A 22,574-nucleotide genomic window follows, 5' to 3' on the forward strand; every position below is an offset into this window, starting at 1 on the left:
ACCAGCCCGGGGCGCACCCTGACAAGGGCTGTTGATAAAAAATGGTTTAGACCTGTAGAAGAGGGTCAGACGGCGTCGAGGACCTCGGGGCGCACGGCCGTGAAGGTGCGCGAGGGCGGGTCCAGGACGTAGGCCTGCGCCTCGCCCACATGGAAGTACATGCCGTGCAGTTGGAGCGATCCCTCGGCCACGCGGCGGGCGACGCAGGCGTGGGCCATCAGATGGTCGAGCTGCTGCATCACGTTGACGAGCGCGAGCCGCTCGAGGGCGTCCGCCACGGGCCGGTCGGCCACCGCCACCTCGCCGCGGCCGAGCCGCCCGATCCGCTGCATCCGGGCCAGGCTCGGCCGGCCGTGCCGCAGCCAGCGCGTGAGCGTGGTCTGCGGCGCGCCGGAATCCCCGCCCCCGGAGTCGAGCAGCGCCTGCATCGCGCCGCACCCCGAGTGCCCGCAGACGGTGATGCTGCCGACCTTCAGCACCTCCACGGCGTACTCCACGGCGGCACCGACGGAGTCGCACGAGCCGTCCGTGGCGGGCGGCGGGATGAGATTGCCGACGTTCCGCACGGTGAAGAGGTCGCCCGGGCCGCTGGAAGTGATCATGCTGGTGACGAGCCGGGAGTCGGCGCAGGTGAGGAAGAGCTGCGTCGGGCACTGGCCCTCGCGGGCGAGCCGCGCCAGCTCGGCCCGGACGAGCGGGGCCGTATTGCGCTGGAAGGCGCTGACCCCACCGATCAGTTGCTGCCCGCCGCGCGGCGTGAGGGCGTCGGCCGGGGCGGCGGGCCGGGTGCAGTGGTGGTTGCGCCAGGGCGTCCAGGGGCGGCAGGCGTGCGTGCTGGCCGGCTCGGCGATCGGCCGCCCGCCACGGCCCCGCAGCGTGACCCAGCCGCCCCGCGCGCGATGGGCGTTCGTCCACGACTGGAGGGTGTCGTACGCGGTGTGGTCCATGAACGAGCCGCCCAGCTCCACGACCGCGGGCGCCTCCGGCGGCACCTGGGCGAGCGCCCGGCTCAGCTTGGGGACCGCCAGGAACGTCAACTGGCCGCTGACGCGGACCAGGTGGCTGCCGCCCTCCTCGTCCACGGTGATGCGCGTGTGGGCGAGGCGTCGCAGGGAGAGGAACGCCGTGACCACGATGCCGACGACGACGCCCTGGAGGACGCCGAAGAGCACTACCGCGCCGAGCGTGGACGCGTACATGGGGAACTCGCGGTGCCGCTGCACGTGCTTGATGTGCGCGAAGCTCACCATCTTCACTCCGACCACCATCACCAGCGCGGCCAGGGCCGCCAGCGGGATCAGCTCCAGGACCGTCGTGAGCAGGCCGGCGCAGAGCAGCACCCACAGCCCGTGCAGCACAGTGGACTTGCGGGAGGCGGCCCCCGCCGCCACGTTCGCCGACCCGCGGATCGCGCCGCCGGCGACCGGCAGACCGCCGAGGAGCCCGGACACCAGATTGGCGGCCCCCTGGCCGGCCAGCTCGCGGTCGAGCTCGGCCGGCTCCTGCGGCGGGCCCGCGCGCTCGGCACGCAGCCGGTCCACCGCCACTGCGGACAGCAGCGACTCCATGCTCGCCACGAGCGTGACCGTGAGCACCGCCGCGAAGACGCCCAGCACCGGCCCGTCCGGCAGGGCGGGCAACGCCTGGAGCTGCCATTGGGGGAGGGAGACGCGGGGCACGGGCATGCCGGTGCTGGCACCGGTGGCCAGAGCCACGGCGGCCAGCGGGGCGGGGACCGTACGCAGCCACTGACCCGCCCGTCCGGGCAGCCGAGGCCAGCCCACCAGAACGGCAGCGGTGACGGCCCCGACCAGCAGGGCCGAAGGGTGCGGGTGGCTCAGCTCCGAGGGGAGGGCGGCCAGATTCTCCAGGGCGGAGCTGTTCGGAGTGTCGCCCAGGACGACGTGGAGTTGGCCGAGGGCGATCGTGACGCCGATGCCGGCGAGCACGCCGTGCACGATCGCCGGGCTGACGGCCAGCGCGCCGCGGGCCACCCGGGCGGTGCCGAGAGCGAGTTGGGTCAGCCCGGCGAGCGCGGTGATCGCGCAGGTGGCCCGCCAACCGTACTGCTGGACCAGCTCGGCCGTCACCACGACCAGGCCCGTGGCGGCGCCGCTGACCTGGAGCGGCGCGCCGCCCAGCAGCCCCGCGACGATCCCGCCGACCGCCGCCGCCACCAGCCCGGCCTGGAGCGGCGCTCCGGTGGCCAGCGCGATGCCCAGGGAGAGCGGCACGGCGATGAGGAAGATGACGAAGGACGCGGCGAGATCTCCTCGCCAGGTGGACCGGCCGGCGGGGCGCGGCCCACCGGTGGCTGCCTGCGGGCGGTGCGTCGATGGCGACTGAGGCTGCATGGGCGTTCCCGTCTTCGTCGGGGCGGCGCGGACGCGCTGAAAACGCGGCCGTGGTCACGGCGGCGCGCAGCTGCGGGAGCGGCTGCGGTGGCGGGGGTTAACTCAACTCTGGGTAAACGGATCGTAATGGAGAGTAAAGATCCCGGGGAAGAGTGGAAGGTCGAATAAAGGCGCGGTTCCACCTAATGAGTGAATTTGTCATTTTATCTGTCTGTAATACCGATTTAGGGGGTCGAGCATGCGACGGTGAAGCGCCGGATCGGGCAGGCAGCGAAGGCAGAGGTGGCTGATGGCCGCTGGATGGAAAGTGGCACTGGGCGGCCTCACGGCCCTTGCGCTGGCGACGGGTTCGGCGGGCTGCTCGGGCGGAGCGGACCCCGGCGCGCCGCGCACCGCGGCCGATCCCGAGGCCGGGCGCCGTCCGGTCCGTCTCATCGGCGACGGTTCCACCGCCGATACGGGCCCCCAGCCCGGGCAGCCCACCCCCGACCGGCTGCAGCCCGGGCACAGGCCGCCGCAGTTCGTCGTCTTCTCCTGGGACGGCTCGGGCGAGGACGGGCAGCACCTGTTCTCCCGCTTCCGTGCCGTCGGCAGGAAGCACCACGCGACGATGACCTACTTCCTCAGCGGCGTGTACATGCTCCCCGCGGGGAAGCGGCGCCTCTACAAACCGCCCCGGCACCGGCCCGGCGCCTCGGACATCGGCTTCAACACCGTCAAGGGCGTCAGGGACACCGTGGAGCAGCTCCGCGGCGCCTGGCTGGACGGGAACGAGATCGGCACGCACTTCAACGGGCACTTCTGCGGCCCTGACCGGGGGGTCGGCACCTGGTCGCCCAAGGACTGGAAGAGCGAGATCCGGCAGGCGCGGTCCCTGGTGCGGAACTGGAAGACCAACGCCGGCCTGAAGGAAGAGGATCCGCTTCCGTTCGACTACGGCAAGGAGCTCGTCGGCGGCCGCGCCCCCTGCCTCGAAGGACAGCGCAACCTCGTGCGGGCCGCCAAGGCCATGGGCTTCCGCTACGACGCGAGCTCCGTCGGCGGCCGCCAGGTGTGGCCCCGCAAGCTGGGCGGCCTCTGGGACTTCCCGTTGCAGGACATCCCGGTGCCCGGCCGCGACTTCGAAACCCTGTCGATGGACTACAACTTCCTCGCCAACCAGTCCGGCACGACCCGGGGCAGCCGCGCCCTGCACCGCGCCTGGGGCAAGCAGATGCGCGACGGCCTCCTCGCGGGATTCCGCCGCGCCTACCGCGGCAACAGGGCGCCCTTCTTCATCGGCGACCACTTCGAGTCCTGGAACGGCGGCACCTACATGCGGGCGGTCGAGCACGTCATCAAGACCATCTGCACCAAGGAAGAGGTGCGCTGCGTGTCCTTCAAGCAGCTGGCCGACTGGCTCGACGCACAGGACAACAGGCTTCTCGCCGCACTGCGCGAGCTCGACGTCGGGCAGGCCCCCAAGGGCGGCTGGGAGCGCTTCCCCGCCGCCCGGCGCGTCAAGCGGGCTGCGGAGTAGACGCCCAGCTCTCGTCCAGCACGAAGGCGGGGTCGACCTGGGCCGCCAGATCGGCGCCCGTCTTGGCGTTGCCCCAGCTCTCCGCGTTCTTCAGGTGGAAGTGCACCATCTGGCGGGTGTAGCGCTGCCAGTCCCGCAGCTCGTACGAGCCGTCCGCCGTCTCGCGCAGGGCGCGCAGCGCCTGGTGGTTGTGCTCCTCCAGCAGGCCGAAGCGGGGCGGCCGGCCCTTCTCCATCGCCCGCACCCAGTCGGAGTGGCCGAAGGTCACCAGCAGGTCCTCGCCGACCTCGTCGCGCAGGAAGTCGATGTCGTCCTGGCCCTGGACCTTGTTGCCCACGACCTTGAGGCAGACGCCGAAGTCGCGGGCGTACTCCTTGTACTGGCGGTAGACGGACACGCCCTTGCGGGTGGGCTCGGCCACCAGGAACGTCACGTCGAAACGGGTGAACATGCCCGAGGCGAAGGAGTCGCTGCCGGCCGTCATGTCGACGACGACGTACTCCCCGGGGCCGTCCACCAGGTGGTTGAGGCACAGCTCGACGGCGCCGACCTTGGAGTGGTAGCAGGCGACCCCGAGATCGGACTCGGTGAACGGGCCCGTGACCATCAGCCGTACCGGCCCGCCGTCGAGCTCGACGGGGCGGGCGCAGGCGTCGTAGACAGGATTGTCCTCGGCGATCCGCAGCAGGCGCGAGCCCTCGCCCGGCGGCGTCGTCTTGATCATCGTCTCGGCGGAGGTGATCCGGGGGTTGCTGCCGCGCAGGTAGTTCTTGATCAGGGGGAGCTGAGCGCCCATCGCCGGCAGTGCGGACGTCTCCTCCTCGTCCAGCCCGAGCGCCGCGCCGAGGTGCTGGTTGATGTCGGCGTCCACCGCGACGACGGGCGCGCGGTGTGCGGCGAGGTGGCGGATGAACAGCGAGGACAGCGTGGTCTTCCCGCTGCCGCCCTTCCCTACGAAAGCGATCTTCATGTTCACCAAGCGTAGGTGTGAGGGTGCACGGAGTGAGAGCAGTGCGTGAAGAAGACCACTCGTTCGAGGGGTGTAGACCCGAAGTGCGTACTGTCTTACGCATGAGTACGACTGCCGACCCGCTCGCCGCCCTGGCCTCCCTCCCCGGCGTGGCCGACTCCGTGGACTCCGTGCGCAAGGCGGTGGACCGCGTCTACGGGCACCGGGTGATGCGCCGCCGCAGCAACGAGATCACTTCCGAGGCCGCGCTGCGCGGCGCACGCGGCTCGGCCGCGCTGTCCGGTGCCGACTGGGCGCTCGAAGAGGTGCGCCGCCGCACCGACTTCGGTGCCGAGGCGGAGGCGGGGACGGTGGGTGCCGCCCTGCGGCTGACCGCCGAGGCGGGGCAGCTGCTGAGCGTGTGGCGGCAGTCGCCGCTGCGGGTGCTGGCCAGGCTGCACCTGGTGGCCGCGGGCGGGACCCGGCCCGATGAGACGGTCGGCAGGCCCCGGCTGGAGGGCGAGCCCGTCGACGAACCGCTGGTCCGGCTGGCGGTGCCCAGCGCGTCGGAGGTGGCCGGACGGCTCGAGGGCCTGGCGGGGCTGCTCCTCGCGGGGACGGAGGCGCCCGCGCTGGTGACGGCGGCCGTGGTGCACGGCGAACTGCTCGCCCTGCGCCCCTTCGGCTCGCACAACGGCCTGGTCGCGCGGGCGGCGGAGCGGATCGTGCTGGTGGGCAGCGGTCTCGACCCCAAGTCGGTCTGCCCGGCCGAGGCCGGCCACGCCGAGCTGGGTGCGGAGGCCTATCTGGCGGCGCTCGACGGCTACGCGTCGGGCACGCCGGAGGGTGTGGGCGCCTGGATCGCGCACTGCGGCCGCGCGGTCGAGCTGGGTGTGCGGGAGAGCACCGCGGTGTGCGAGGCGCTCCAGCGCGGAGCCGCCTGAGCCGCGTCCGCGGGACTTCCTGCGGCGGGGTGCCGTGGTTTCGCGGGCTGCCCAGGGCGGCGATGACCGCCGGACAGGGTTGTGGCGGTACCGGTCAACTCCGGTACCGCCACTGGCATGTTCGCCGGGTTACCATGCGTGCACGAAATCTGCCCATCAGGCCGGGGAACTTTGCCCGTCACCTGGTGCGGCTGGCCCGTAATCGACGGGTCGGCGTCGCGTGGGTGCCCGACGTTCATGCTTCGGTCCGTGGGGCCTTGGTGCGTGAAGGGCGTCCTCCCGGATGTCCCTGGTCTCGCGGGCCGTTAAGTCCTTTCTACTCCTGTCGCCGCCGAAGCGGAAGGCTGGGCCGCAGTTCTTTGTGTTGAGTATTAAACCGGGGCAATGCGGGCACCCGGCTCTCGGCGTCGCCCGGCCAGCCAGACCAGACCCGCGGTCGCGGCGGCGGCGCCGACGGCGGCCGCCGCCACGAGGGCGGGGCGCGAAGGCATCGACAGGGCGGGCACCCGCTGCTTGAGCCGGACGGGGCGGTTGAAGGAGAGAACCGGCCAGTCTCGTGCCGTCGCCTCCCGGCGCAGGGCCCGGTCGGGGTTGACCGCGTGCGGGTGGCCGACGGTTTCGAGCATGGGGATGTCGGTGACGGAGTCGCTGTAGGCGTAGCACCGGGAGAGGTCGTACCCCTCCGACTCGGCGAGCTCCTTGATGGCTTCGGCCTTGGTGGGCCCGTAGGCGTAGTACTCGACTTCGCCGGTGAAGGCACCGTCTTCTACGACCATACGGGTGGCCACCACGCGGTCCGCGCCCAGCAGTTCGCCGATGGGCTCGACGACCTCGGCGCCCGAGGTGCTGACAATCACCACGTCGCGCCCGGCGGTGTGGTGTGCTTCGATGAGGGAGGCGGCTTCGTCGTAAATGATCGGGTCGATGAGTTCGTGCAGGGTCTCGGCGACGATCTCGCGGACCTGCTGGACATTCCAGCCCCTGCAGAGCGCCGAGAGATACTCGCGCATCCGCTCCATCTGATCGTGATCGGCTCCGCCGGCGAGGAAGACGAACTGTGCGTACGCGGTGCGCAGCACGGCCCGCCGGTTGATCAAGCCACCTTGGTAGAACGACTTGCTGAAGGTGAGCGTGCTCGACTTCGCAATGACCGTCTTGTCCAGATCAAAGAACGCGGCTGTCCGGGGCAACGAGTGGTTTTCCACGATGCCGAGCATAGGCGCCCTCCATTCGGCGTAAGCTGAGGCGTGTGGGTTTGCCTGAGAAGGCTCTCGGGTACACCATGGAAGTCACGGATCGTTCGCGACCGTGTCTAACCCGGTCCGACTCCTCCCCCCCCCCGAGTCGGCCGTGGGGACGACCCCCGCTCTCCCCCCCGGCGGGGGTCGTCGCATGTCCGGATGCATTTCCTGGACCCCCACCCGGCATTCCTCCCTCCCGCGCCGCCCTCTCGGCGGCCGCCTCCCTCCCTTCATACATGCTACGCAGCGTAATCGGCGGGCTGCTCTGTGGAAGTCACCGGTATAGGTGACCGGGATATTCACAGCGGCTGAGTTGTCCACAGTTTTTGACCAAGATCCACATTGTTTTCCAGTTCGCTGCACGGTGATTCCCCGCGCTCTTCCGCGATGTCCGCGGATGCGAGAGCGCGCAGTTGAGACGGGGAGGACGCCGTGGCCGGATCCAGCGCATCCGAATGGCCGCCCGCCGCCGGCGGGAGTCAGCGCGGACCACTGATCATCGCCGAGGACGAGGAGCTGCTCGACGACCTGCTGCGCCTGTGCGCAGCGGCCGGAGCCGTGCCCGAAGTGGCACATGGCGCCCCGGCGCGCCGGGGCGCGGGTCTGGATCCACCGCTGATCCTGGTCGGGGAGGACTGCGCGCGCCGCCTGCGCGGCTCGCGCCTCGCAGCCCACGGGGACGCGGTCCTGCTCGTCGGCCGGGACCGCGGCGACGACGGGGTGTGGCGGCTGGCCATGGAGGTCGGCGCGCGGGATGTGGTGCTGCTGCCCGGCTGCGAAGGCCGCCTCGTCGAGCGGATCGCCGACGCCGTCGAAGGCGCCGGGCGGCCCGCCCTCACCGTCGGGGTGATCGGCGGATGCGGCGGCGCGGGCGCGAGCACGCTGGCGTGCGCCCTCGCCGTCAGCGCTGCCGCCGCCGGGCGGCGCACCATGCTCATCGACGGCGATCCACTGGGCGGCGGCCTCGACGTCCTGCTCGGCGGCGAGAGAGCGGAAGGGCTGCGCTGGCCGGCCTTCGCCGACTCCCGGGGCCGCGTGGCCTGCCGGGCGCTGGAGGAGGCCCTGCCCGAGCTCCACTCGATGCGCCTGCTCAGCTGGGACCGGAGCCCGTGCACGGCCGTGCCGCCCGAAGCGGTGAAGGCCGTATTGGCCGCGGCGCGCCGCCGCGGCGGCGCGGTGGTCGTCGATCTGCCGCGCCGGCTCGACGAAGCCGCCCTCGAAGCGCTCGGACAGCTCGACGCGGGCCTGCTCGTGGTGCCGTCGGAGCTGCGGGCCGTGGCCGCGGCGCACCGCGTCGCCGCCACCGTCGGAGCGGTCCTCGGCGATCTGCGGGTCGTCGTCCGCACTCCGCGCGCCGCCGGCCTCGACGGCGAGCAGGTCTCCCGTCTCCTCGGCCTGCCCCTCGCCGGTGAGCTCCCTCCGGAGACGGGGCTGGCGGCCGCGCTTGCGGCGGGCAGGCCGCCGGGCGGCGACCGCGGCCCGCTCGCCCGGTACTGCACCGACTTCTGGGCCTGCTTCGAGGCCCTCCGGGGAGCGTCGTCATGAGCGCCGGACTGCTGGAGGCCGTGCGGCTGAGGCTGGCCGAGAGCGGCGCCGAACCCACGCCCGCCAGGGTCGCGGAGGCGCTGCGCCAGGAAGGGCGGCTGCTGGGGGACGCCGAGATCCTCGGGGTCGCGGCCCGGCTGCGCTCCGAGCTGATCGGCGCCGGCCCGCTGGAACGGCTGCTGGCCGAGCCCGACGTCACCGACGTCCTCGTCACGGCGCCCGATCAGGTCTGGGTCGACCGGGGCGCCGGCCTGCAGCGCACGGACGTCGTCTTCCCGGATGCCACGGCCGTGCGCAGGCTCGCCCAGCGGCTCGCCGCCATTGCCGGCCGGCGGCTGGACGACGCCCGCCCCTGGGTCGACGCCCGGCTTCCCGACGGCACGCGGCTGCATGCGGTGCTGCCCCCGATCGCCGTCGGTTCCACCTGCCTTTCGCTGCGCGTCGTGCGCCCCCGCGCCTTCACCCTGGACGACCTGATGGCCGCCGGGACCGTGCCGCCCGGCGGCGACCGGTTGCTGCGGGCGGTGCTGGAAGCGAGGCTCTCGTTCGTCATCAGTGGCGGAACGGGCAGCGGCAAGACCACATTGCTGACCACCTTGCTCGGGCTGGTGGCGCCGGACGAGCGGATCGTCCTCGCCGAGGACTCCGCCGAACTGCGCCCCGATCACCCGCACGTGGTCCGGCTGGAGACCCGCCCGGCGAACCAGGAGGGCATGGGCCTGGTCACCTTGCGGGACCTGGTCCGGCAGGCCCTGCGCATGAGGCCGGACCGGCTGGTGGTGGGCGAGGTCCGCGGTGCGGAGGTCACGGACCTGCTGGCCGCCCTCAATACGGGGCATGAGGGAGGCTGCGGCACGGTCCATGCGAACGCCGCGGCGGACGTGCCCGCCCGGCTCGAAGCGCTGGGCTCGGCCGCCGGCCTCGACCGGGCCGCGCTGCACAGCCAATTGGCGGCCGGCCTGTCCGTCGTCATCCATCTCGTACGGGAGCGGGGCGGGCGGCGGCGGGTCGCCGAGGTGCACGTGCTCGACCGGGATCCTGCCGGCTTCGTCACCACGGTGCCGGCCGTCGTCTGGGGAGCCGAGGGCTTTCAGCGGGCGCGCGGGTGGGGCCGGCTGGCCGGGCTGTGCGAGCGGGGCGGAGCGATGCCATGACCGCCGCCGGGGCGATGGCGCCGGGCACGCTCACGGGCGTCGCTGCACTGAGCGTGCTGTTCATGGCCTGGTCGCTGACCGGCCCCGGCCGGGAATTGCGCCGCGCCCGGCTGCTGTTCGCGGGTGGCGGGTCCGCCGCGCCCGCCGGATCGTGGCCGCCCGCCTGGGCGGGGGAGTGGGGTGCCCGGCTGCGCCGGTGGGCGCGGGCCCGGCGGGAGCTGATGTGCCTTCCGGTCGGCGGTGCGGTGGCCTTGTTGGGGGCGTCACTGCTGCCACTGCCGGCAGCACTCTTAGCGATCCCGCTCGTACGGAAGTGGCTGGCCGCCCGGCGTGAGCAGCGCGAACGGGAGCGGCGGGAGGCGGCCGTGATCGAGCTGTGCGGATCGGTGGCGGGCGAACTGCGGGCGGGCAGGCAGCCCGGCCAGGCGCTGGCCGGTGTGCCTGCGGGGGACTTGGGCCCGCAGTGGGCGGCCGTCGCGGCCGCGGCGAGGTTCGGCGGCGACGTGCCGGAGGCCCTGCGAGCCGTGGCCGGGCGCCCCGGGGCCGAGGGGCTGCACGGTGTCGCCGCTTGCTGGCGCGTGGCCGTGGACGGGGGCGCGGGGCTCGCCTCGGGGCTCGAACGGGTGGCGGCCGCGCTGAGCGCCGAGCGGGATCAACGGGAGGAGCTGCGGTCGCAATTGGCGGGCGCGCGTTCCACCGCCGTGATGCTGGCCCTGTTGCCCGTCCTCGCCCTGCTGATGGGCAGTGCGATGGGAGCGGCGCCGCTGAGGGTGCTTCTGCACACCCCGGCCGGGCTCGGCTGCCTGCTTCTCGGCGGGCTCCTGGAGGGAGCCGGCATCGCCTGGACCGGGCGGATCGTGCGGGCGGCGGCAGGGGAGCCCGAAGGGCGCGGCGGCGAGCGCGGCAGGCCCGGGCTCTCGGCGGAAGGGAAAGTCTCGTGAGCGCAAATGTTATCCACAGCCTGTGGATGATGATTCTTGCGGGGATCGTGCCGGCCTGCGCAGTGCGCATGGCGGTCCGGAGCCGCAGGGGGCGGGCGGCACGCCGCCGGGCGGCTGCTCTGCTCGGGCACGAACCCACCACGATCACGAGGATGCAGGGGCTGCGGGCCCGTGCCGGCCGGCTGCCGGGAGTCCGGGACTGGCTTCCCCCGGCGGGGGCCGGGGCCGCCGGGATCATCCTCGTCGGCGGAGCGGCCGGCTGCATGGTGGGACTCGCCGCCGCGTACGGCATGTGGCGGTGGGGACGGCGCCGGAAGAGGGCCGACGCCGCGGCGGAACCCTCTGCACAGGCCCCGGTGGGGGAGGTCGAGAGGCAACTTCCGCTGGCCGCCGACCTCATGGCGGCGTGCCTGGCGGCGGGCGCCGGGCCCAGGGAGGCGGCCGAAGCGGTCGGGCTGTCGCTGGGCGGCCCGGTGGGAGAGCGGCTCGCCCGGGCCGCGGCCGAAGTCCGGCTCGGCGGTGACCCTGCCACGGCTTGGAGCCGCCTGGGCGGCCTTCCGGGCGCCCGCGGGCTCGCCCGCTGCCTGGAGCGGGCGCAGGCGACAGGAGTGCCTGCCGTGGAGCCCATGTCGCGGCTCGCCGCGCGTCTGCGGGCCGAGCGCGGCAGGGCGGCGGGCATACGGGCCCGGCGTGCGGGCGTCCTGGCGACGGCCCCGCTCGGGCTGTGCTTCCTGCCCGCGTTCCTGACGGTCGGGGTGGTGCCCGTGGTGATCGGTCTGGCGAGTGGTCTGACGAAAGGACATTGACGGTGAGTGAGGTGCAGGTCGTGGCAGCGATGACGGTGGCGAAGGCGACGGCGGGGAAGACGATGACGGTGCGGAGGGCGCCGGTGCGCCGGGGCTGGTGCGGGGCGCATGCGGGACTGCCGGTCCGGGCGAGGAGCCGGTCGCAGAGCGGGGCGCGGGGCCGGTGGTGGCCCGGTGGCTGGGGTAGGCAGTGGCGGCGGTGGCCGGTGCCGTGGGAGCGGGCAGGCAGGCCGTGGGCCTTCGCGGCCGGCGACGCGGGCATGTCGACGGCCGAGTACGCCGTCGGCACCCTGGCCGCCTGTGCGCTCGCCGCCGTGCTCTACAAGGTGGTCACGAGCGGTGCCGTCACTGCGGCTCTGCAAGGGCTCATCGGGAGGGCGCTCAATGCGCCGTTCTGATGGGGCGTCCGGTGAGCCGCCAGGGGTTGCGTGGCCGGGGCTGTGCGCCTGCCCGGGCCGGAGTTCTGACGGAGGGTCCGGCGAGGTCGTCCTCGCCGGTCCCGCCCGCGGACGCCGACCCGGCCGGTGTCATCCGGCCGCCCCGGCGGCAGGCGGCCCCCAGGGGTTCCACCGGCGCTGCGACGGTGGCTGTGCGGACGGCGGCTATGTGACCGCCGAGGCGGCGATGGTGCTCCCGGCGCTGATTCTGGTCGGCATGTCCCTGATCTGGGGGCTGATGGCCGCCGCCGCGCAGATCCAGTGCGTGGATGCCGCCAGGGCAGGCGCTCGGGCGGCGGCGCGGTCGGACCCGGCATCGGTGGCGGTCGCGGCGGCCCGCTCCGCCGCGCCGCAGGGGGCCCGCATCGCCGTGGCGCGGGAGGGCGACCTCGTACGGGTACGGGTCGAGGCTCGTGCGGCGGGGCCGCTCGCCGTGCGGCTGGGCGGAGAGGCGGTGGCCCTTGCTGAGGAGACGGTGCGGTGACCGGGGGATGGCCACGGTGTGGGTGGCCGTCGCGGCCACGGCGCTCTGTGCGGTGTTCGCGGCACTGCTGGCCATGGGGCAGGCCGTGGTGGCCCGTCACCGGGCCGGCGGCGCGGCGGATCTGGCGGCGCTGGCCGCGGCGGACCACGCCCTCGAAGGGCAGGAGGCCGCGTGCGGCCTCGCCCGGCGGGTGGCCGCCGCCCAGAGGACGAGAGTGGTGCGCTGTGCCGTGAGCGATGAGATCGCCGAGGTCGCGGCCGAGGCCCGGGCGGGGCCGTATGCCGTCCGGGTGCGGTCGCGGGCGGGGCCCGCGGAGGCGGTGGGGTTCACCCCTGTGGCCGTATCGGCTGCCGCTTTCTTCCCGGGCCCCGATCTCTCAGGCCCCGATCTCCCAGGCCCCGATCTCCGAAGCCCCGATCTCCCAGGCTCCGGTCTTCCGGGGCGTGCTCCCCCGGGCCTCAGCCGTCAGGCGGACCGGGCGGGGCCTGCGGGGGCTCCTCCTGCGGGGTTTCGTCTTTCGGGGCGTCCCTCAGGAGCCGGGTGAGGAGGCGGATCGCGGCCCGCTTGTCGAGGGGGTCGTTGCCGTTGCCGCACTTGGGGGACTGCACGCAGGAAGGGCAGCCGGTGTCGCACTCGCAGGCGGCGATCGCCTCGCGGGTGGCGGTGAGCCAGCGGGCGGCGGTGTGGAAGGCCCGCTCGGCGAAGCCGGCGCCCCCGGGGTGGCCGTCGTAGACGAACACGGTCGGCAGGAGCGTGTCGGGGTGCAGGGGGACGGAGACGCCGCCGATGTCCCAGCGGTCGCAGGTGGCGAAGAGGGGGAGCAGGCCGATGGAGGCGTGTTCCGCGGCGTGCAGGGCGCCGCCGAGGGCCTCGGGGTCGATGCGGGCCTCGTCGAGCTGGTCCTCGGTGACGGTCCACCACACGGCGCGGGTCCGCAGCGTGCGGGGCGGCAGGTCCAGCTTGGACTCGCCCAGGATCTCGCCGGTGATCAGCCGGCGGCGCAGGAAGGAGACGACCTGGTTGGTGACCTCGACCGAGCCGAAGCACAGCCGGGCCTCCCCCCAGGGGATCTCGGCGGCGGTCTCCAGGACGGCGATGGAGGTCGTGTCGCGGGCGGTGGTCGAGTACGGAGGGTCGGCCTGCTCGACGAGGGCCACGGAGTCCTCCAGGTCGAGGCGGCGGACGAGGTAGGTGCGGCCCTGGTGGAGGTGGACCGCGCCTTCGTGGACGGAGGCGTGGGCCGCGGCCGCGTCCACGGTGCCCAGCAGGCGCCCGGTGCCCTCCTCCACGACCTGGACGGGCCGGCCGCCGCCGCCCCGGATGTCGGTCAGGTCGGCGGCGCGCTCGCGGCGGGTCCAGTGCCAGGCGGCGCCGCGGCGGCGGAGCAGCTTGCGGCCCTCGAGCTGGGCGAGCACGCCCGGGGCCGCGGGCCCGAACAAGGACAGGTCGGCCTCGGTGAGCGGCAGCTCGGCGGCCGCGGCGCACAGATGGGGGGCGAGGACGTAGGGGTTGTCGGGATCGAGGACGGTGGATTCCACGGGGCGGCGGAAGAGCGCCTCCGGGTGGTGGACGAGGTAGGTGTCCAGGGGGTCGTCGCGGGCGACCAGGACGGCCAGGGCGCCCCGGCCCGTACGGCCCGCGCGGCCGGCCTGCTGCCACAGGGAGGCCCGGGTGCCCGGATAGCCGGTCAGGAGGACGGCGTCGAGGCCCGCGACGTCGACGCCGAGCTCCAGGGCGGTCGTGGCGGACAGGCCGAGCAGGTCGCCGCTGTGCAGGGCGTGCTCGATGGCGCGGCGCTCCTCGGGGAGGTAGCCGCCGCGGTAGGCGGCGACACGCCCGGGGAGCGACCGGTCCACGGCGGCGAGGCGTTCCTGGGCGATCAGGGCGATGAGCTCGGCGCCGCGCCGTGAGCGCACGAAGGCGATCGTGCGGACGCCCTGGACGACGAGGTCGGTGAGGAGGTCGGCGCTCTCGGCGGTGGCGGTGCGGCGCACGGGGGCGCCCCGCTCGCCGTGGAGCTCGGTGAGCGGGGGCTCCCACAGGGCGAAGACGAGTTCGCCGCGCGGGGAGGCGTCCTCCGTGATCTCCGCCACCCGGACGCCCGTGAGCCGGGTCGCCGCGGTGGCCGGGTCGGAGGCCGTGGCGGAGGCGAGGAGGAAGACCGGGTCGGCCCCGTAGCGGGCGCAGACGCGCCGGAGGCGGCGCAGCACCTGGGCGACGTGCGAGCCGAAGACGCCCCGGTAGGTGTGGCACTCGTCGATGACGACGTAGCGCAAGGCGCGCAGGAAGGAGGACCACCTGGGGTGGGCGGGCAGGATCGAGCGGTGGAGCATGTCGGGGTTGGTGAGCGCGTAATTGGCGTACTGGCGCACCCACTCCCGCTCCTCGACCGGCGTGTCCCCGTCGTACACGGCGGGCCGGATGCCCTTGCCCAGGGGCTCGGCGAGGGCCCGTACCGCGCGCCGCTGGTCGGCGGCCAGGGCCTTGGTGGGGGCGAGGTACAGCGCGGTGGCGCCGCGGCCGTTCGGGGCCTCCGAGCCGTCCAGCAGGGCGCTGAGGACCGGCGCCAGGTAGGCGAGGGACTTCCCGGACGCCGTGCCGGTGGCCACGACCACCGACTCGCCGCGCAGCGCGTGCGCGGCGGTGAGCGCCTGGTGGGCCCAGGGCCGCTCGATGCCGGCGGCCCGGACGGCCTCGACCACTTCCGGCCGGATCTGCTCAGGCCAGGGGGCATGACGTCCCGGACGCGGGGGCAAGTGCTCCGTATGAGTGATGCGTGCAGCCCGGTCGGCCCCGGCGGTCAGTCGGTCGAGGACTGTCCGGGGAAGGGGATGTACGCCCGCCTCCGGCGGGAGTTGATCGTTGGCCATCGGCACCGAGTGTGTCACTGGCGTGACGGACAATGGCGTCAAGGCGTCGTGCGCGCCTGCCGGTAAGTGATTGAATGCCATCGCGGCTGCCGATCCATGGGGGGCGACCGCTCGATGCAAGGTGCTGGAGGATCCGTGGACCTGTCCCTGTCGACCGAGACCGTAGGCGACCGTACGGTTGTCCGGGTCGGTGGCGAGATTGATGTGTACACCGCGCCCAAGCTGCGTGAGCAGCTGGTCGAGCTTGTCAACGACGGCAGCTATCACCTCGTCGTGGACATGGAGGGCGTCGACTTCCTCGACTCCACCGGGCTCGGCGTCCTGGTCGGCGGGCTGAAGCGAGTGCGTGCCCATGAGGGCTCGCTGCGCCTGGTCTGCAACCAGGAGCGCATTCTCAAGATTTTCCGTATCACCGGTCTCACCAAGGTGTTCCCCATCCACACCTCGGTGGAGGATGCGGTGCAGGCGACCGACTGAGGTCGCCGGGGAAGACTGTCACGCGGGGGGAACCCGGGCCCGTGGGCCCGGCCCCCTCGTGAGTCCGCCCTTTTCCGGATGAGGGGGAGAGGGCACGTACGACCGAGGGGGATGGCATGGCCACCGTCGAACTGCTCTTCAGTGCCCTTCCCGAGCATGTCCGGACCGCCCGGCTGGTGGCGGCCGCGGTGGCGCGCCGTGCCGGCGTGGACGAGGCCGTGCTGGACGAGGTCCGGCTCGCCGTGGGCGAGGCCTGTTCGCGTGCGGTGGGCCTGCACATCACCCATGAGGTGCCCACCCCGGTGCGGGTGACGCTGATCGAGGAGGAGAAGAAATTCTCCATCGAGGTGGGGGACGACGCCCCCCGCCCCGCGCCCCTCGAGCTCACCTCTGCGAACGGCTCGGAGCGGCCCGCCGCCGGGCATGAGGAGGCCGGCGCCGACAGCGAGGACGACATGGGCCTCGCCGTCATCAGCGGCCTGGTCGACGACGTCGAGGTGACCGCGGACGAGCGCGGCGGCCTGATCCGTATGAGCTGGCCGATCGCCCCCGCGGCCGTGCTGCCGTAGCCCGTCCGGGCGTATTGACGTAGTCCGCCCTCATCGGACGGGCGTAACTCCTGGCTGCACCGGGATCGCATCGCGCCGACGCCTTGTCGACGCTCTTTTGCCGGGCCTGGGCTGAACCCCCGCCGAGCCCCCGTCGATCTTCGTCGGCCTCTTCCCGCCCTCGCCGGCCTGCTCCGGCTTTCCGGGAATTGATCAGCAGTAATTACGCGATCTTTTTGCTGATCGTTTATCCACGCCCTTCCCCGCCCCGGAATGGATCTCCTTTCCGATCTCCCTTGCCGATCTCCGTCCGAGATCGTTTATCCGGCGGATCATTCACCCGATCTTCACTTGCACAGGCCAATTCCCTTTGCCGCGCTCTGTTTTGATCTCGCCGGGCTCCCTACAATCCGTCCATCTTGAGCTCAGGACGCCTGAGCGTGGCTGCTGTTCCGTGCGCGCGTGGATCAATGGCGCGGAGGAGCTGCGCGCCCATGTGCCAAACGTCTAGGGAGGACGAATGGCGGGGCCCTTCACCCCTCGACAGGTGGACTTCACTCAGCATCTCGCAGCCGAACTCACCCAGGGCAACCGCACCATGGTGTACGTGATCGCAGCCGTCGCGCTCGCGGCGCTCGTGGTCGCCGTCGCCCTCGTGCGGCAGGTCCTCGCGGCGGGCGAGGGCACCGACAGCATGAGAAAGATCGCGGCGGCGGTGCAGGAAGGCGCGAACGCCTATCTCGCCCGGCAGTTGCGCACGCTCGGCGTATTCGCCGTGGCGGTGTTCTTCCTCCTGATGCTGCTGCCGGCCGACAACTGGTCGCAGCGCATCGGGCGTTCCGTCTTCTTCCTGATCGGAGCGCTGTTCTCGGCGGCCACCGGCTATATCGGCATGTGGCTCGCCGTGCGCAGCAATGTGCGGGTCGCCGCGGCGGCGCGCGAGGCCACTCCGGCCCCGGGCGAGCCGGAGAAGGATCTGACGGCCGTGTCCCACAAGGCCATGAAGATCGCGTTTCGCACGGGTGGCGTCGTCGGGATGTTCACCGTGGGCCTCGGCCTGCTGGGCGCCTCCTGCGTCGTCCTCGTCTACGCGGCCGACGCGCCCAAGGTGCTGGAGGGATTCGGGTTCGGAGCGGCGCTGCTGGCCATGTTCATGAGGGTCGGCGGCGGCATCTTCACCAAGGCGGCCGACGTCGGCGCCGACCTCGTCGGCAAGGTCGAGCAGGGCATCCCCGAAGACGACCCGCGCAACGCCGCCACCATCGCGGACAACGTGGGCGACAACGTGGGCGACTGCGCGGGCATGGCGGCCGACCTCTTCGAGTCGTACGCCGTGACGCTGGTGGCCGCGCTGATCCTCGGCAAGGCCGCGTTCGGCGACGCGGGTCTCGCCTTCCCCCTGCTCGTCCCGGCGATCGGCGTGCTCACGGCGATGATCGGCATCTTCGCGGTCGCGCCGCGCCGCGCCGACCGCAGCGGGATGACCGCGATCAACCGCGGGTTCTTCATCTCGGCCGTCATCTCGCTGGTCCTGGTGGCCGTCGCGGTGTTCGCGTACCTGCCCTCCAGCTACGCCGATTTGAAGGGCATCGGGGACGACGCCATCCGCACCCACTCCGGTGACCCCAGGGTCCTGGCCCTCGTGGCCGTGGCCATCGGCATCGTCCTCGCCGCGCTCATCCAGCAGCTGACCGGGTACTTCACGGAGACCAGCCGGCGGCCCGTGCGCGACATCGGCAAGACGTCCCTGACCGGCCCGGCGACGGTGGTCCTCGCCGGCATCTCCATCGGCCTGGAGTCCGCCGTCTACTCGGCCGTGCTCATCGCGCTGGGCGTCTACGGGGCGTTCCTGCTCGGCGGCACGTCCATCATGCTGGCCCTGTTCGCCGTCGCGCTCGCCGGCACCGGCCTGCTGACCACCGTCGGCGTCATCGTCGCCATGGACACCTTCGGCCCGGTCTCCGACAACGCCCAGGGCATCGCCGAGATGTCCGGCGACGTCGAGGGCGCCGGCGCGCAGGTGCTCACCGACCTCGACGCCGTCGGCAACACCACCAAGGCCATCACCAAGGGCATCGCCATCGCCACGGCCGTCCTCGCGGCGTCGGCGCTCTTCGGCTCGTACCGCGACGCGATCGCCACCGCCGTGCGGGACGTGCACGCGAAGTCCGGGGAGCTGGGCCTGAGTCTGGACATCTCGCAGCCCAACAACCTCGTGGGACTGGTCCTCGGGGCCGCGGTCGTCTTCCTCTTCTCCGGGCTGGCGATCAACGCCGTGTCCCGGTCGGCGGGCGCGGTGGTCTACGAGGTGCGGCGGCAGTTCCGCGAGCACCCCGGGATCATGGACTACAGCGAGCAGCCGGAGTACGGGCGTGTGGTGGACATCTGCACCAAGGACGCGCTGCGCGAACTCGCCACGCCCGGCCTGCTGGCCGTCATGGCGCCGATCGCCGTCGGCTTCTCGCTCGGCGTCGGCGCGCTCGGCTCGTACCTCGCGGGCGCCATCGGCACCGGCACCCTGATGGCCGTCTTCCTCGCCAACTCCGGTGGGGCCTGGGACAACGCCAAGAAGCTGGTGGAGGACGGCAAGCACGGCGGCAAGGGCAGCGAGGCGCACGCGGCGACGGTCATCGGCGACACGGTCGGCGACCCCTTCAAGGACACCGCCGGGCCGGCCATCAACCCGCTGCTGAAGGTGATGAACCTGGTGGCGCTGCTGATCGCGCCCGCGGTGGTCAAGTTCTCCTACGGCGCCGACGCCAGCAAGGGCCTGCGGATCGGGGTCGCGGTGCTGGCGATCGTCGTCATCGTCGTCGCGGTGTACGTCTCGAAGCGGCGCGGTGTCGCGGTGGGCGACGACGGGAACGCCGAACGGGCCGCGAAGTCGGCCGATCCGGCGGTGGTGTCGTAAGAAGCAGTGGTGTCGTAAGGAACTGACGCTCCGGCACTTCGGACCCCGGGCCGGCGGCGGTACCGGCGGGCATGCAGTCCGCCGCTCCGCCGCCGGCCCGGGCGCAGGTGCGGTGAATGACACGCTGCGCTTGGTGCAAATGGCTCTAAATGGGGGCGTACGGGGCGCTCGCCTCCTGGGCGGTCCCGCTCGGACGTGTAAGTTCCGGGCCGAGAGCCATCGAAGGGACCGATCCGGTGAACAAGAAGCTTGCGGCCGTACTGTCCGGCGGTACGGCGCTTCTGCTGGCGCTGACCGGCTGCAGCAGTGACGACGAAGGCAACAAGAAGCTGGACGACTGGGCCAAGAAGGTCTGCGACCAGATGCAGCCCCAGGTGAAGAAGATCCTGGAAGCCAACCAGTCGATCGCGAGCGTCCAGACCGAGGAGGACTCCAAGAAGGTCCAGCAGACCGACTCCGCCGCCTTCCAGGTCAGCGTCGACGCGTACAAGTCGCTCGCCAACGCGGTGCAGGACGCGGGCGCCCCGCCCGTCAAGGGCGGCGAGGACAGCCAGAAGAACGCCGTCAAGGCGCTCAACGACCTCTCCACGGCGTACGCGAACCTGAAGAAGCGCAGCGACGGCCTCGACACCGGCGACAAGAACAAGTTCGGCGAGGGCCTCAGGAGCATCGGCGGGGACGTCGCCAAGCTCAGCGGCCAGAGCTCCGAGGCGCTCAAGAAGCTCCAGGCGGGCGACGTCGGCAAGGCCATGGCCAAGCAGCCGGGCTGCCAGAAGAACTCCCTCTCGCCGACGCCGTCGAAGAGCTGAGCCTGTCACCGTCGAAGAGCTGACGCTGTCACCGTCGAAGGGCTGAGCCCGGCGCCGGGCGCCGGCCGGGCCCGGGTTCGGCGGCGGGGTACGGAGCGGCCGCGTGCGGCGGGCGCGGCGCCGCACCCCGCCGCTTTCGGCGTTTGCCGGTGCCGCCCCCGACAATGGTCCCGTGAGTACGCTCCTTCCCGCCGCCGACCACGCGCGCAGCTCCCGGCTGCGCGACGCCCTGCTCGCCGCCGCCTTCACCGCCGACGGCCTCCTCGACCTGCTGGGCGCCCCCGCCTACGCCGCCCTCGCCCGCAGCGAGACCGTCCCGGCCCTGCGCGCCACCCGCGGCGACGGCCCGCTGGAGACGCTGGTCCGCCTCTTCCTGTTGCAGATGTCCGCCCCGTACGCGCGGGCCGCCGCCGCGCTGCCCGTCGAGGACTGCCTCGCCGGCGGCTGGCTCGTCCGTGACGGGGACGCCGTCCGCGCCACCGTGGACGTGCGCCCGTACGGCGGTCCCGATGGTCAGGACTGGTGGATCGTCTCCGACCTGGGCTGTGCGGTCGGTGGTGCCGGTGGCATCGCCGGGGGCGGAACCGGCCCCTCCGGGGTCGACCGCGCGCAGCTCGTCCTCGGTGTCGGCGGCGCCTCGACCACGCTGGCGGGGATCACCGTCCGCACGCCCGTCGCGAGCGCCCTCGACCTGGGCACGGGCTCCGGCATCCAGGCCCTGCACGCCACCCAGCACGCCACGCGCGTCACCGCCACCGACCTCAACCCGCGCGCCCTGCACATCGCGCGGCTCACGCTGGAGCTGTCCGGCGTCGCCGAGGCGGACCTGCGCGAGGGCTCGCTCTTCGAGCCGGTCGCCGGCGACACGTTCGACCTGATCGTCTCCAACCCGCCGTTCGTCATCTCGCCCGGCGCCCGCCTGACCTACCGCGACGGCGGCATGGGCGGCGACGACCTGTGCCGCACCCTCGTCCAGCAGTCGGCCGACCGGCTGAACGACGGCGGCTACTGCCAGCTCCTCGCCAACTGGCAGCACGTCGAGGGCGAGGACTGGCGCGAGCGGCTGTCCTCCTGGGTGCCGCGCGGCTGCGACGCCTGGATCGTCCAGCGCGAGGTGCAGGACGTCGCCCAGTACGCCGAGCTGTGGCTGCGCGACGCGGGCGACCACCGCACCGACCCGGCAGAGTACGCGGCCCGCTATGACGCGTGGCTGGAGGAGTTCGAGGCCCGCAGGACCAAGGGCATCGGATTTGGCTGGATCACGCTGCGCAAGTCGGGCGCCGACCGGCCGTCCGTGGTCGCCGAGGAGTGGCCGCACCCCGTCGAGCAGCCGCTCGGGCCCACCATCCGCTCCCACTTCGAGCGGCAGGACTTCCTGCGCACGCACGACGACGCCGCGCTGCTCTCCTCGCGCTTCGTCCTGGCCGACGAGGTCGTGCAGGAGCAGGTCGGCCTGCCGGGCGCGGAGGACCCCGAGCACGTGGTGCTGCGCCACAACCGCGGCATGCGGCGCGCCACCAAGGTGGACACCGTCGGCGCGGGCTTCGCGGGCGTGTGCGACGGCTCCCTCACCGCCGGCCGGATCCTCGACGCGATCGCCCAGCTGGTCGGCGAGGACCCCGTCCTGCTGCGGGACCGCACGCCGGAAGCGATCAGGACCCTCGTCGAGCAGGGCTTCCTGACGCCGGCGGGGGAGTAGGCCCACGGGGGCGGGCGGGGGCGTCTCCGCTCACCGGGCTTCCCGGCCCCCGCTCACCGGGCTTCCAGCACCGGGAAGCCCAGCGCGGCGACCTCCGCCGCCACGTCGGCGAACCCGGCCGAGGGGCTGAGCGCGGCGACGACCGGGGCGGTGAGCGGTTCGCCCGCGAGGACCGACGCCACCGCGGCGCGGTCCACGGGCCGCTCCAAGTAGTCCTCGGCGTCCGCCGCGTAGGCCTCTGCGCGGGCCTCGGCGCTGCCGTCCGCCAGCAGCCCGAAGAGCCAGGCCCCGTCCGTCTCGTCCTCGTCGAACTCCACGGGGCCGCACTGCCACCCCTCCGGCCCTCCGACGTGCCAGGCGCACAGCGTGGCGTCGAAGAACCCCTCGAAGAGGAATGCCTCCTCGGCCGGGTACGCGGCGAGCGCGGCGGGCAGCCCGTCGAGCAGCCCGGGCCAGTGGGCGCGCGGCTCCTCACGCCACGGTGTGGCGGCGCACTCGTGGTCGAAGCCGTACAGGAAGGTGCCCTCCGGACCGAAGGCGATCGCGTAGAGGTCGCCTCCGGCGTTGTCCATCGAGGCCAGCGCCACGCCGTCACCCCAGCAGGGGGCGAAGGCGTGGTCACGGAACTGCGGGTAGTCCCGCTGGAGGATGATGTCCAGGACGGCCAGGGCCCTGCAGTGCGCCAGCAGCGCCGCCGGCTCCGGCAGCCTCGGTATGAGGTCGTGGACGGTCTCGATGTCGGCGCTCGCGTGATCGTCGGCGGTCATGAGCTCATTGAAGTGCCCACCACTGACAACAGCTCGTTGAAGCGCCCACCACTGACAACGCCGCCCGGCTCACGTGACGGTCCCCACGCCCCCGCCGTGTTTGCGGACCGCAATTCCGG

19 protein-coding genes are annotated in these 22,574 nt (G+C 72.9%); 14 read left to right on the forward strand and 5 right to left on the reverse strand.

Annotated features, from left to right (window positions below; all coding sequences use genetic code 11):
• Positions 1-65 precede the first annotated feature (65 nt).
• Positions 66-2,354: a SulP family inorganic anion transporter gene (locus PS271_RS15190; protein ID WP_398382400.1), complete on the reverse strand. Its 2,289-nt coding sequence runs from the start codon at positions 2,352-2,354 to the stop codon at positions 66-68.
• Between the two features lie 289 nt (positions 2,355-2,643).
• On the opposite strand from PS271_RS15190, the gene PS271_RS15195 reads away from it, so the two are divergent.
• On the forward strand, positions 2,644-3,873 hold the full coding sequence (locus PS271_RS15195; RefSeq protein WP_398382401.1) for a polysaccharide deacetylase family protein: 1,230 nt from the start codon (positions 2,644-2,646) through the stop codon (positions 3,871-3,873).
• Here PS271_RS15195 and PS271_RS15200 read toward each other — a convergent pair.
• Complete coding sequence (locus tag PS271_RS15200) at positions 3,854-4,843, reverse strand: ATP-binding protein (RefSeq protein WP_398382402.1); 990 nt, start codon at positions 4,841-4,843, stop codon at positions 3,854-3,856. The two genes, PS271_RS15195 and PS271_RS15200, sit on opposite strands and share 20 nt — an antisense overlap.
• Before the next feature lie 101 nt (positions 4,844-4,944).
• Here PS271_RS15200 and PS271_RS15205 point away from each other — a divergent pair, with 101 nt between their 5' ends.
• Positions 4,945-5,766, forward strand: a complete 822-nt coding sequence (locus PS271_RS15205; RefSeq protein WP_356280901.1) for a Fic family protein — start codon at positions 4,945-4,947, stop codon at positions 5,764-5,766.
• 371 nt (positions 5,767-6,137) lie between these two features.
• On the opposite strand, the gene PS271_RS15210 is transcribed toward PS271_RS15205, so the two are convergent.
• Positions 6,138-6,983, reverse strand: a complete 846-nt coding sequence (locus PS271_RS15210) for an HAD family hydrolase (protein WP_398382403.1) — start codon at positions 6,981-6,983, stop codon at positions 6,138-6,140.
• Between the two features lie 456 nt (positions 6,984-7,439).
• On the opposite strand from PS271_RS15210, the gene ssd reads away from it, so the two are divergent.
• From ssd to PS271_RS15245, 7 genes are all read left to right on the forward strand, one after another.
• The gene (gene ssd, locus PS271_RS15215; protein ID WP_398382404.1) at positions 7,440-8,552 is read left to right on the forward strand and encodes a septum site-determining protein Ssd; all 1,113 of its coding nucleotides are present in this window, start codon (positions 7,440-7,442) and stop codon (positions 8,550-8,552) included.
• Entirely contained in the window at positions 8,549-9,706 is a 1,158-nt protein-coding gene (locus PS271_RS15220) for a TadA family conjugal transfer-associated ATPase (protein ID WP_398382405.1), read from the forward strand. The genes ssd and PS271_RS15220 overlap by 4 nt, the downstream gene beginning before the upstream one ends.
• Positions 9,703-10,647: a type II secretion system F family protein gene (locus PS271_RS15225; RefSeq protein ID WP_398382406.1), complete on the forward strand. Its 945-nt coding sequence runs from the start codon at positions 9,703-9,705 to the stop codon at positions 10,645-10,647. The genes PS271_RS15220 and PS271_RS15225 overlap by 4 nt, the downstream gene beginning before the upstream one ends.
• Entirely contained in the window at positions 10,644-11,453 is an 810-nt protein-coding gene (locus PS271_RS15230) for a type II secretion system F family protein (protein ID WP_398382407.1), read from the forward strand. Before PS271_RS15225 ends, PS271_RS15230 begins: the two co-directional genes overlap by 4 nt.
• A gap of 206 nt (positions 11,454-11,659) precedes the next feature.
• A complete protein-coding gene (locus PS271_RS15235; protein WP_398386858.1) occupies positions 11,660-11,851 on the forward strand; it encodes a DUF4244 domain-containing protein in 192 nt (63 codons plus the stop codon).
• A gap of 226 nt (positions 11,852-12,077) precedes the next feature.
• A complete protein-coding gene (locus tag PS271_RS15240) occupies positions 12,078-12,374 on the forward strand; it encodes a TadE family type IV pilus minor pilin (protein ID WP_398386860.1) in 297 nt (98 codons plus the stop codon).
• Positions 12,375-12,381: 7 nt separating this feature from the next.
• Entirely contained in the window at positions 12,382-12,918 is a 537-nt protein-coding gene (locus tag PS271_RS15245; RefSeq protein WP_398382408.1) for an Rv3654c family TadE-like protein, read from the forward strand.
• Here the strand turns inward: PS271_RS15245 and PS271_RS15250 are convergent.
• Entirely contained in the window at positions 12,833-15,325 is a 2,493-nt protein-coding gene (locus tag PS271_RS15250) for a DEAD/DEAH box helicase (protein WP_398382409.1), read from the reverse strand. The genes PS271_RS15245 and PS271_RS15250 overlap by 86 nt on opposite strands.
• A 54-nt stretch (positions 15,326-15,379) precedes the next feature.
• Between PS271_RS15250 and bldG the strand changes: the two genes are divergently transcribed.
• From bldG to PS271_RS15275, 5 genes are all read left to right on the forward strand, one after another.
• Positions 15,380-15,721, forward strand: coding sequence for an anti-sigma factor antagonist BldG (gene bldG, locus PS271_RS15255; protein WP_030367299.1), 342 nt, complete (start codon positions 15,380-15,382; stop codon positions 15,719-15,721).
• A gap of 116 nt (positions 15,722-15,837) precedes the next feature.
• Positions 15,838-16,290 (forward strand): ATP-binding protein, encoded by a 453-nt coding sequence (locus tag PS271_RS15260; RefSeq protein ID WP_398382410.1) that lies wholly within the window; start codon positions 15,838-15,840, stop codon positions 16,288-16,290.
• 499 nt (positions 16,291-16,789) lie between these two features.
• A complete protein-coding gene (locus PS271_RS15265; RefSeq protein ID WP_398382411.1) occupies positions 16,790-19,180 on the forward strand; it encodes a sodium-translocating pyrophosphatase in 2,391 nt (796 codons plus the stop codon).
• 236 nt (positions 19,181-19,416) lie between these two features.
• On the forward strand, positions 19,417-19,989 hold the full coding sequence (locus tag PS271_RS15270) for a small secreted protein (RefSeq protein WP_398382412.1): 573 nt from the start codon (positions 19,417-19,419) through the stop codon (positions 19,987-19,989).
• Between the two features lie 172 nt (positions 19,990-20,161).
• Positions 20,162-21,688 carry a DUF7059 domain-containing protein gene (locus PS271_RS15275; RefSeq protein ID WP_398382413.1) on the forward strand — a complete coding sequence of 509 codons (1,527 nt, stop codon included), beginning with the start codon at positions 20,162-20,164 and terminating at the stop codon, positions 21,686-21,688.
• Positions 21,689-21,741: 53 nt separating this feature from the next.
• Here PS271_RS15275 and PS271_RS15280 read toward each other — a convergent pair whose 3' ends face one another.
• Entirely contained in the window at positions 21,742-22,455 is a 714-nt protein-coding gene (locus PS271_RS15280) for a hypothetical protein (protein ID WP_398382414.1), read from the reverse strand.
• Positions 22,456-22,574: the final 119 nt, after the last annotated feature.

The sequence above is a fragment of the Streptomyces sp. SCA2-17 genome, from assembly GCF_044336695.1.

Bases quoted from the DNA above. Each gene is read 5' to 3' on its own strand.
- PS271_RS15260 (WP_398382410.1), top strand. From the start codon at position 15,838: ATGGCCACCGTCGAACTGCTCTTCAGTGCCCTTCCCGAGCATGTCCGG.
- PS271_RS15265 (WP_398382411.1), top strand. From the start codon at position 16,790: ATGGCGGGGCCCTTCACCCCTCGACAGGTGGACTTCACTCAGCATCTC.
- PS271_RS15220 (WP_398382405.1), top strand. From the start codon at position 8,549: ATGAGCGCCGGACTGCTGGAGGCCGTGCGGCTGAGGCTGGCCGAGAGC.
- PS271_RS15210 (WP_398382403.1), bottom strand. From the start codon at position 6,983: ATGCTCGGCATCGTGGAAAACCACTCGTTGCCCCGGACAGCCGCGTTC.
- PS271_RS15205 (WP_356280901.1), top strand. From the start codon at position 4,945: ATGAGTACGACTGCCGACCCGCTCGCCGCCCTGGCCTCCCTCCCCGGC.
- PS271_RS15245 (WP_398382408.1), top strand. From the start codon at position 12,382: ATGGCCACGGTGTGGGTGGCCGTCGCGGCCACGGCGCTCTGTGCGGTG.
- PS271_RS15225 (WP_398382406.1), top strand. From the start codon at position 9,703: ATGACCGCCGCCGGGGCGATGGCGCCGGGCACGCTCACGGGCGTCGCT.
- PS271_RS15190 (WP_398382400.1), bottom strand. From the start codon at position 2,354: ATGCAGCCTCAGTCGCCATCGACGCACCGCCCGCAGGCAGCCACCGGT.
- PS271_RS15240 (WP_398386860.1), top strand. From the start codon at position 12,078: ATGGTGCTCCCGGCGCTGATTCTGGTCGGCATGTCCCTGATCTGGGGG.
- PS271_RS15200 (WP_398382402.1), bottom strand. From the start codon at position 4,843: ATGAAGATCGCTTTCGTAGGGAAGGGCGGCAGCGGGAAGACCACGCTG.
- PS271_RS15280 (WP_398382414.1), bottom strand. From the start codon at position 22,455: ATGACCGCCGACGATCACGCGAGCGCCGACATCGAGACCGTCCACGAC.
- PS271_RS15195 (WP_398382401.1), top strand. From the start codon at position 2,644: ATGGCCGCTGGATGGAAAGTGGCACTGGGCGGCCTCACGGCCCTTGCG.
- PS271_RS15250 (WP_398382409.1), bottom strand. From the start codon at position 15,325: ATGGCATTCAATCACTTACCGGCAGGCGCGCACGACGCCTTGACGCCA.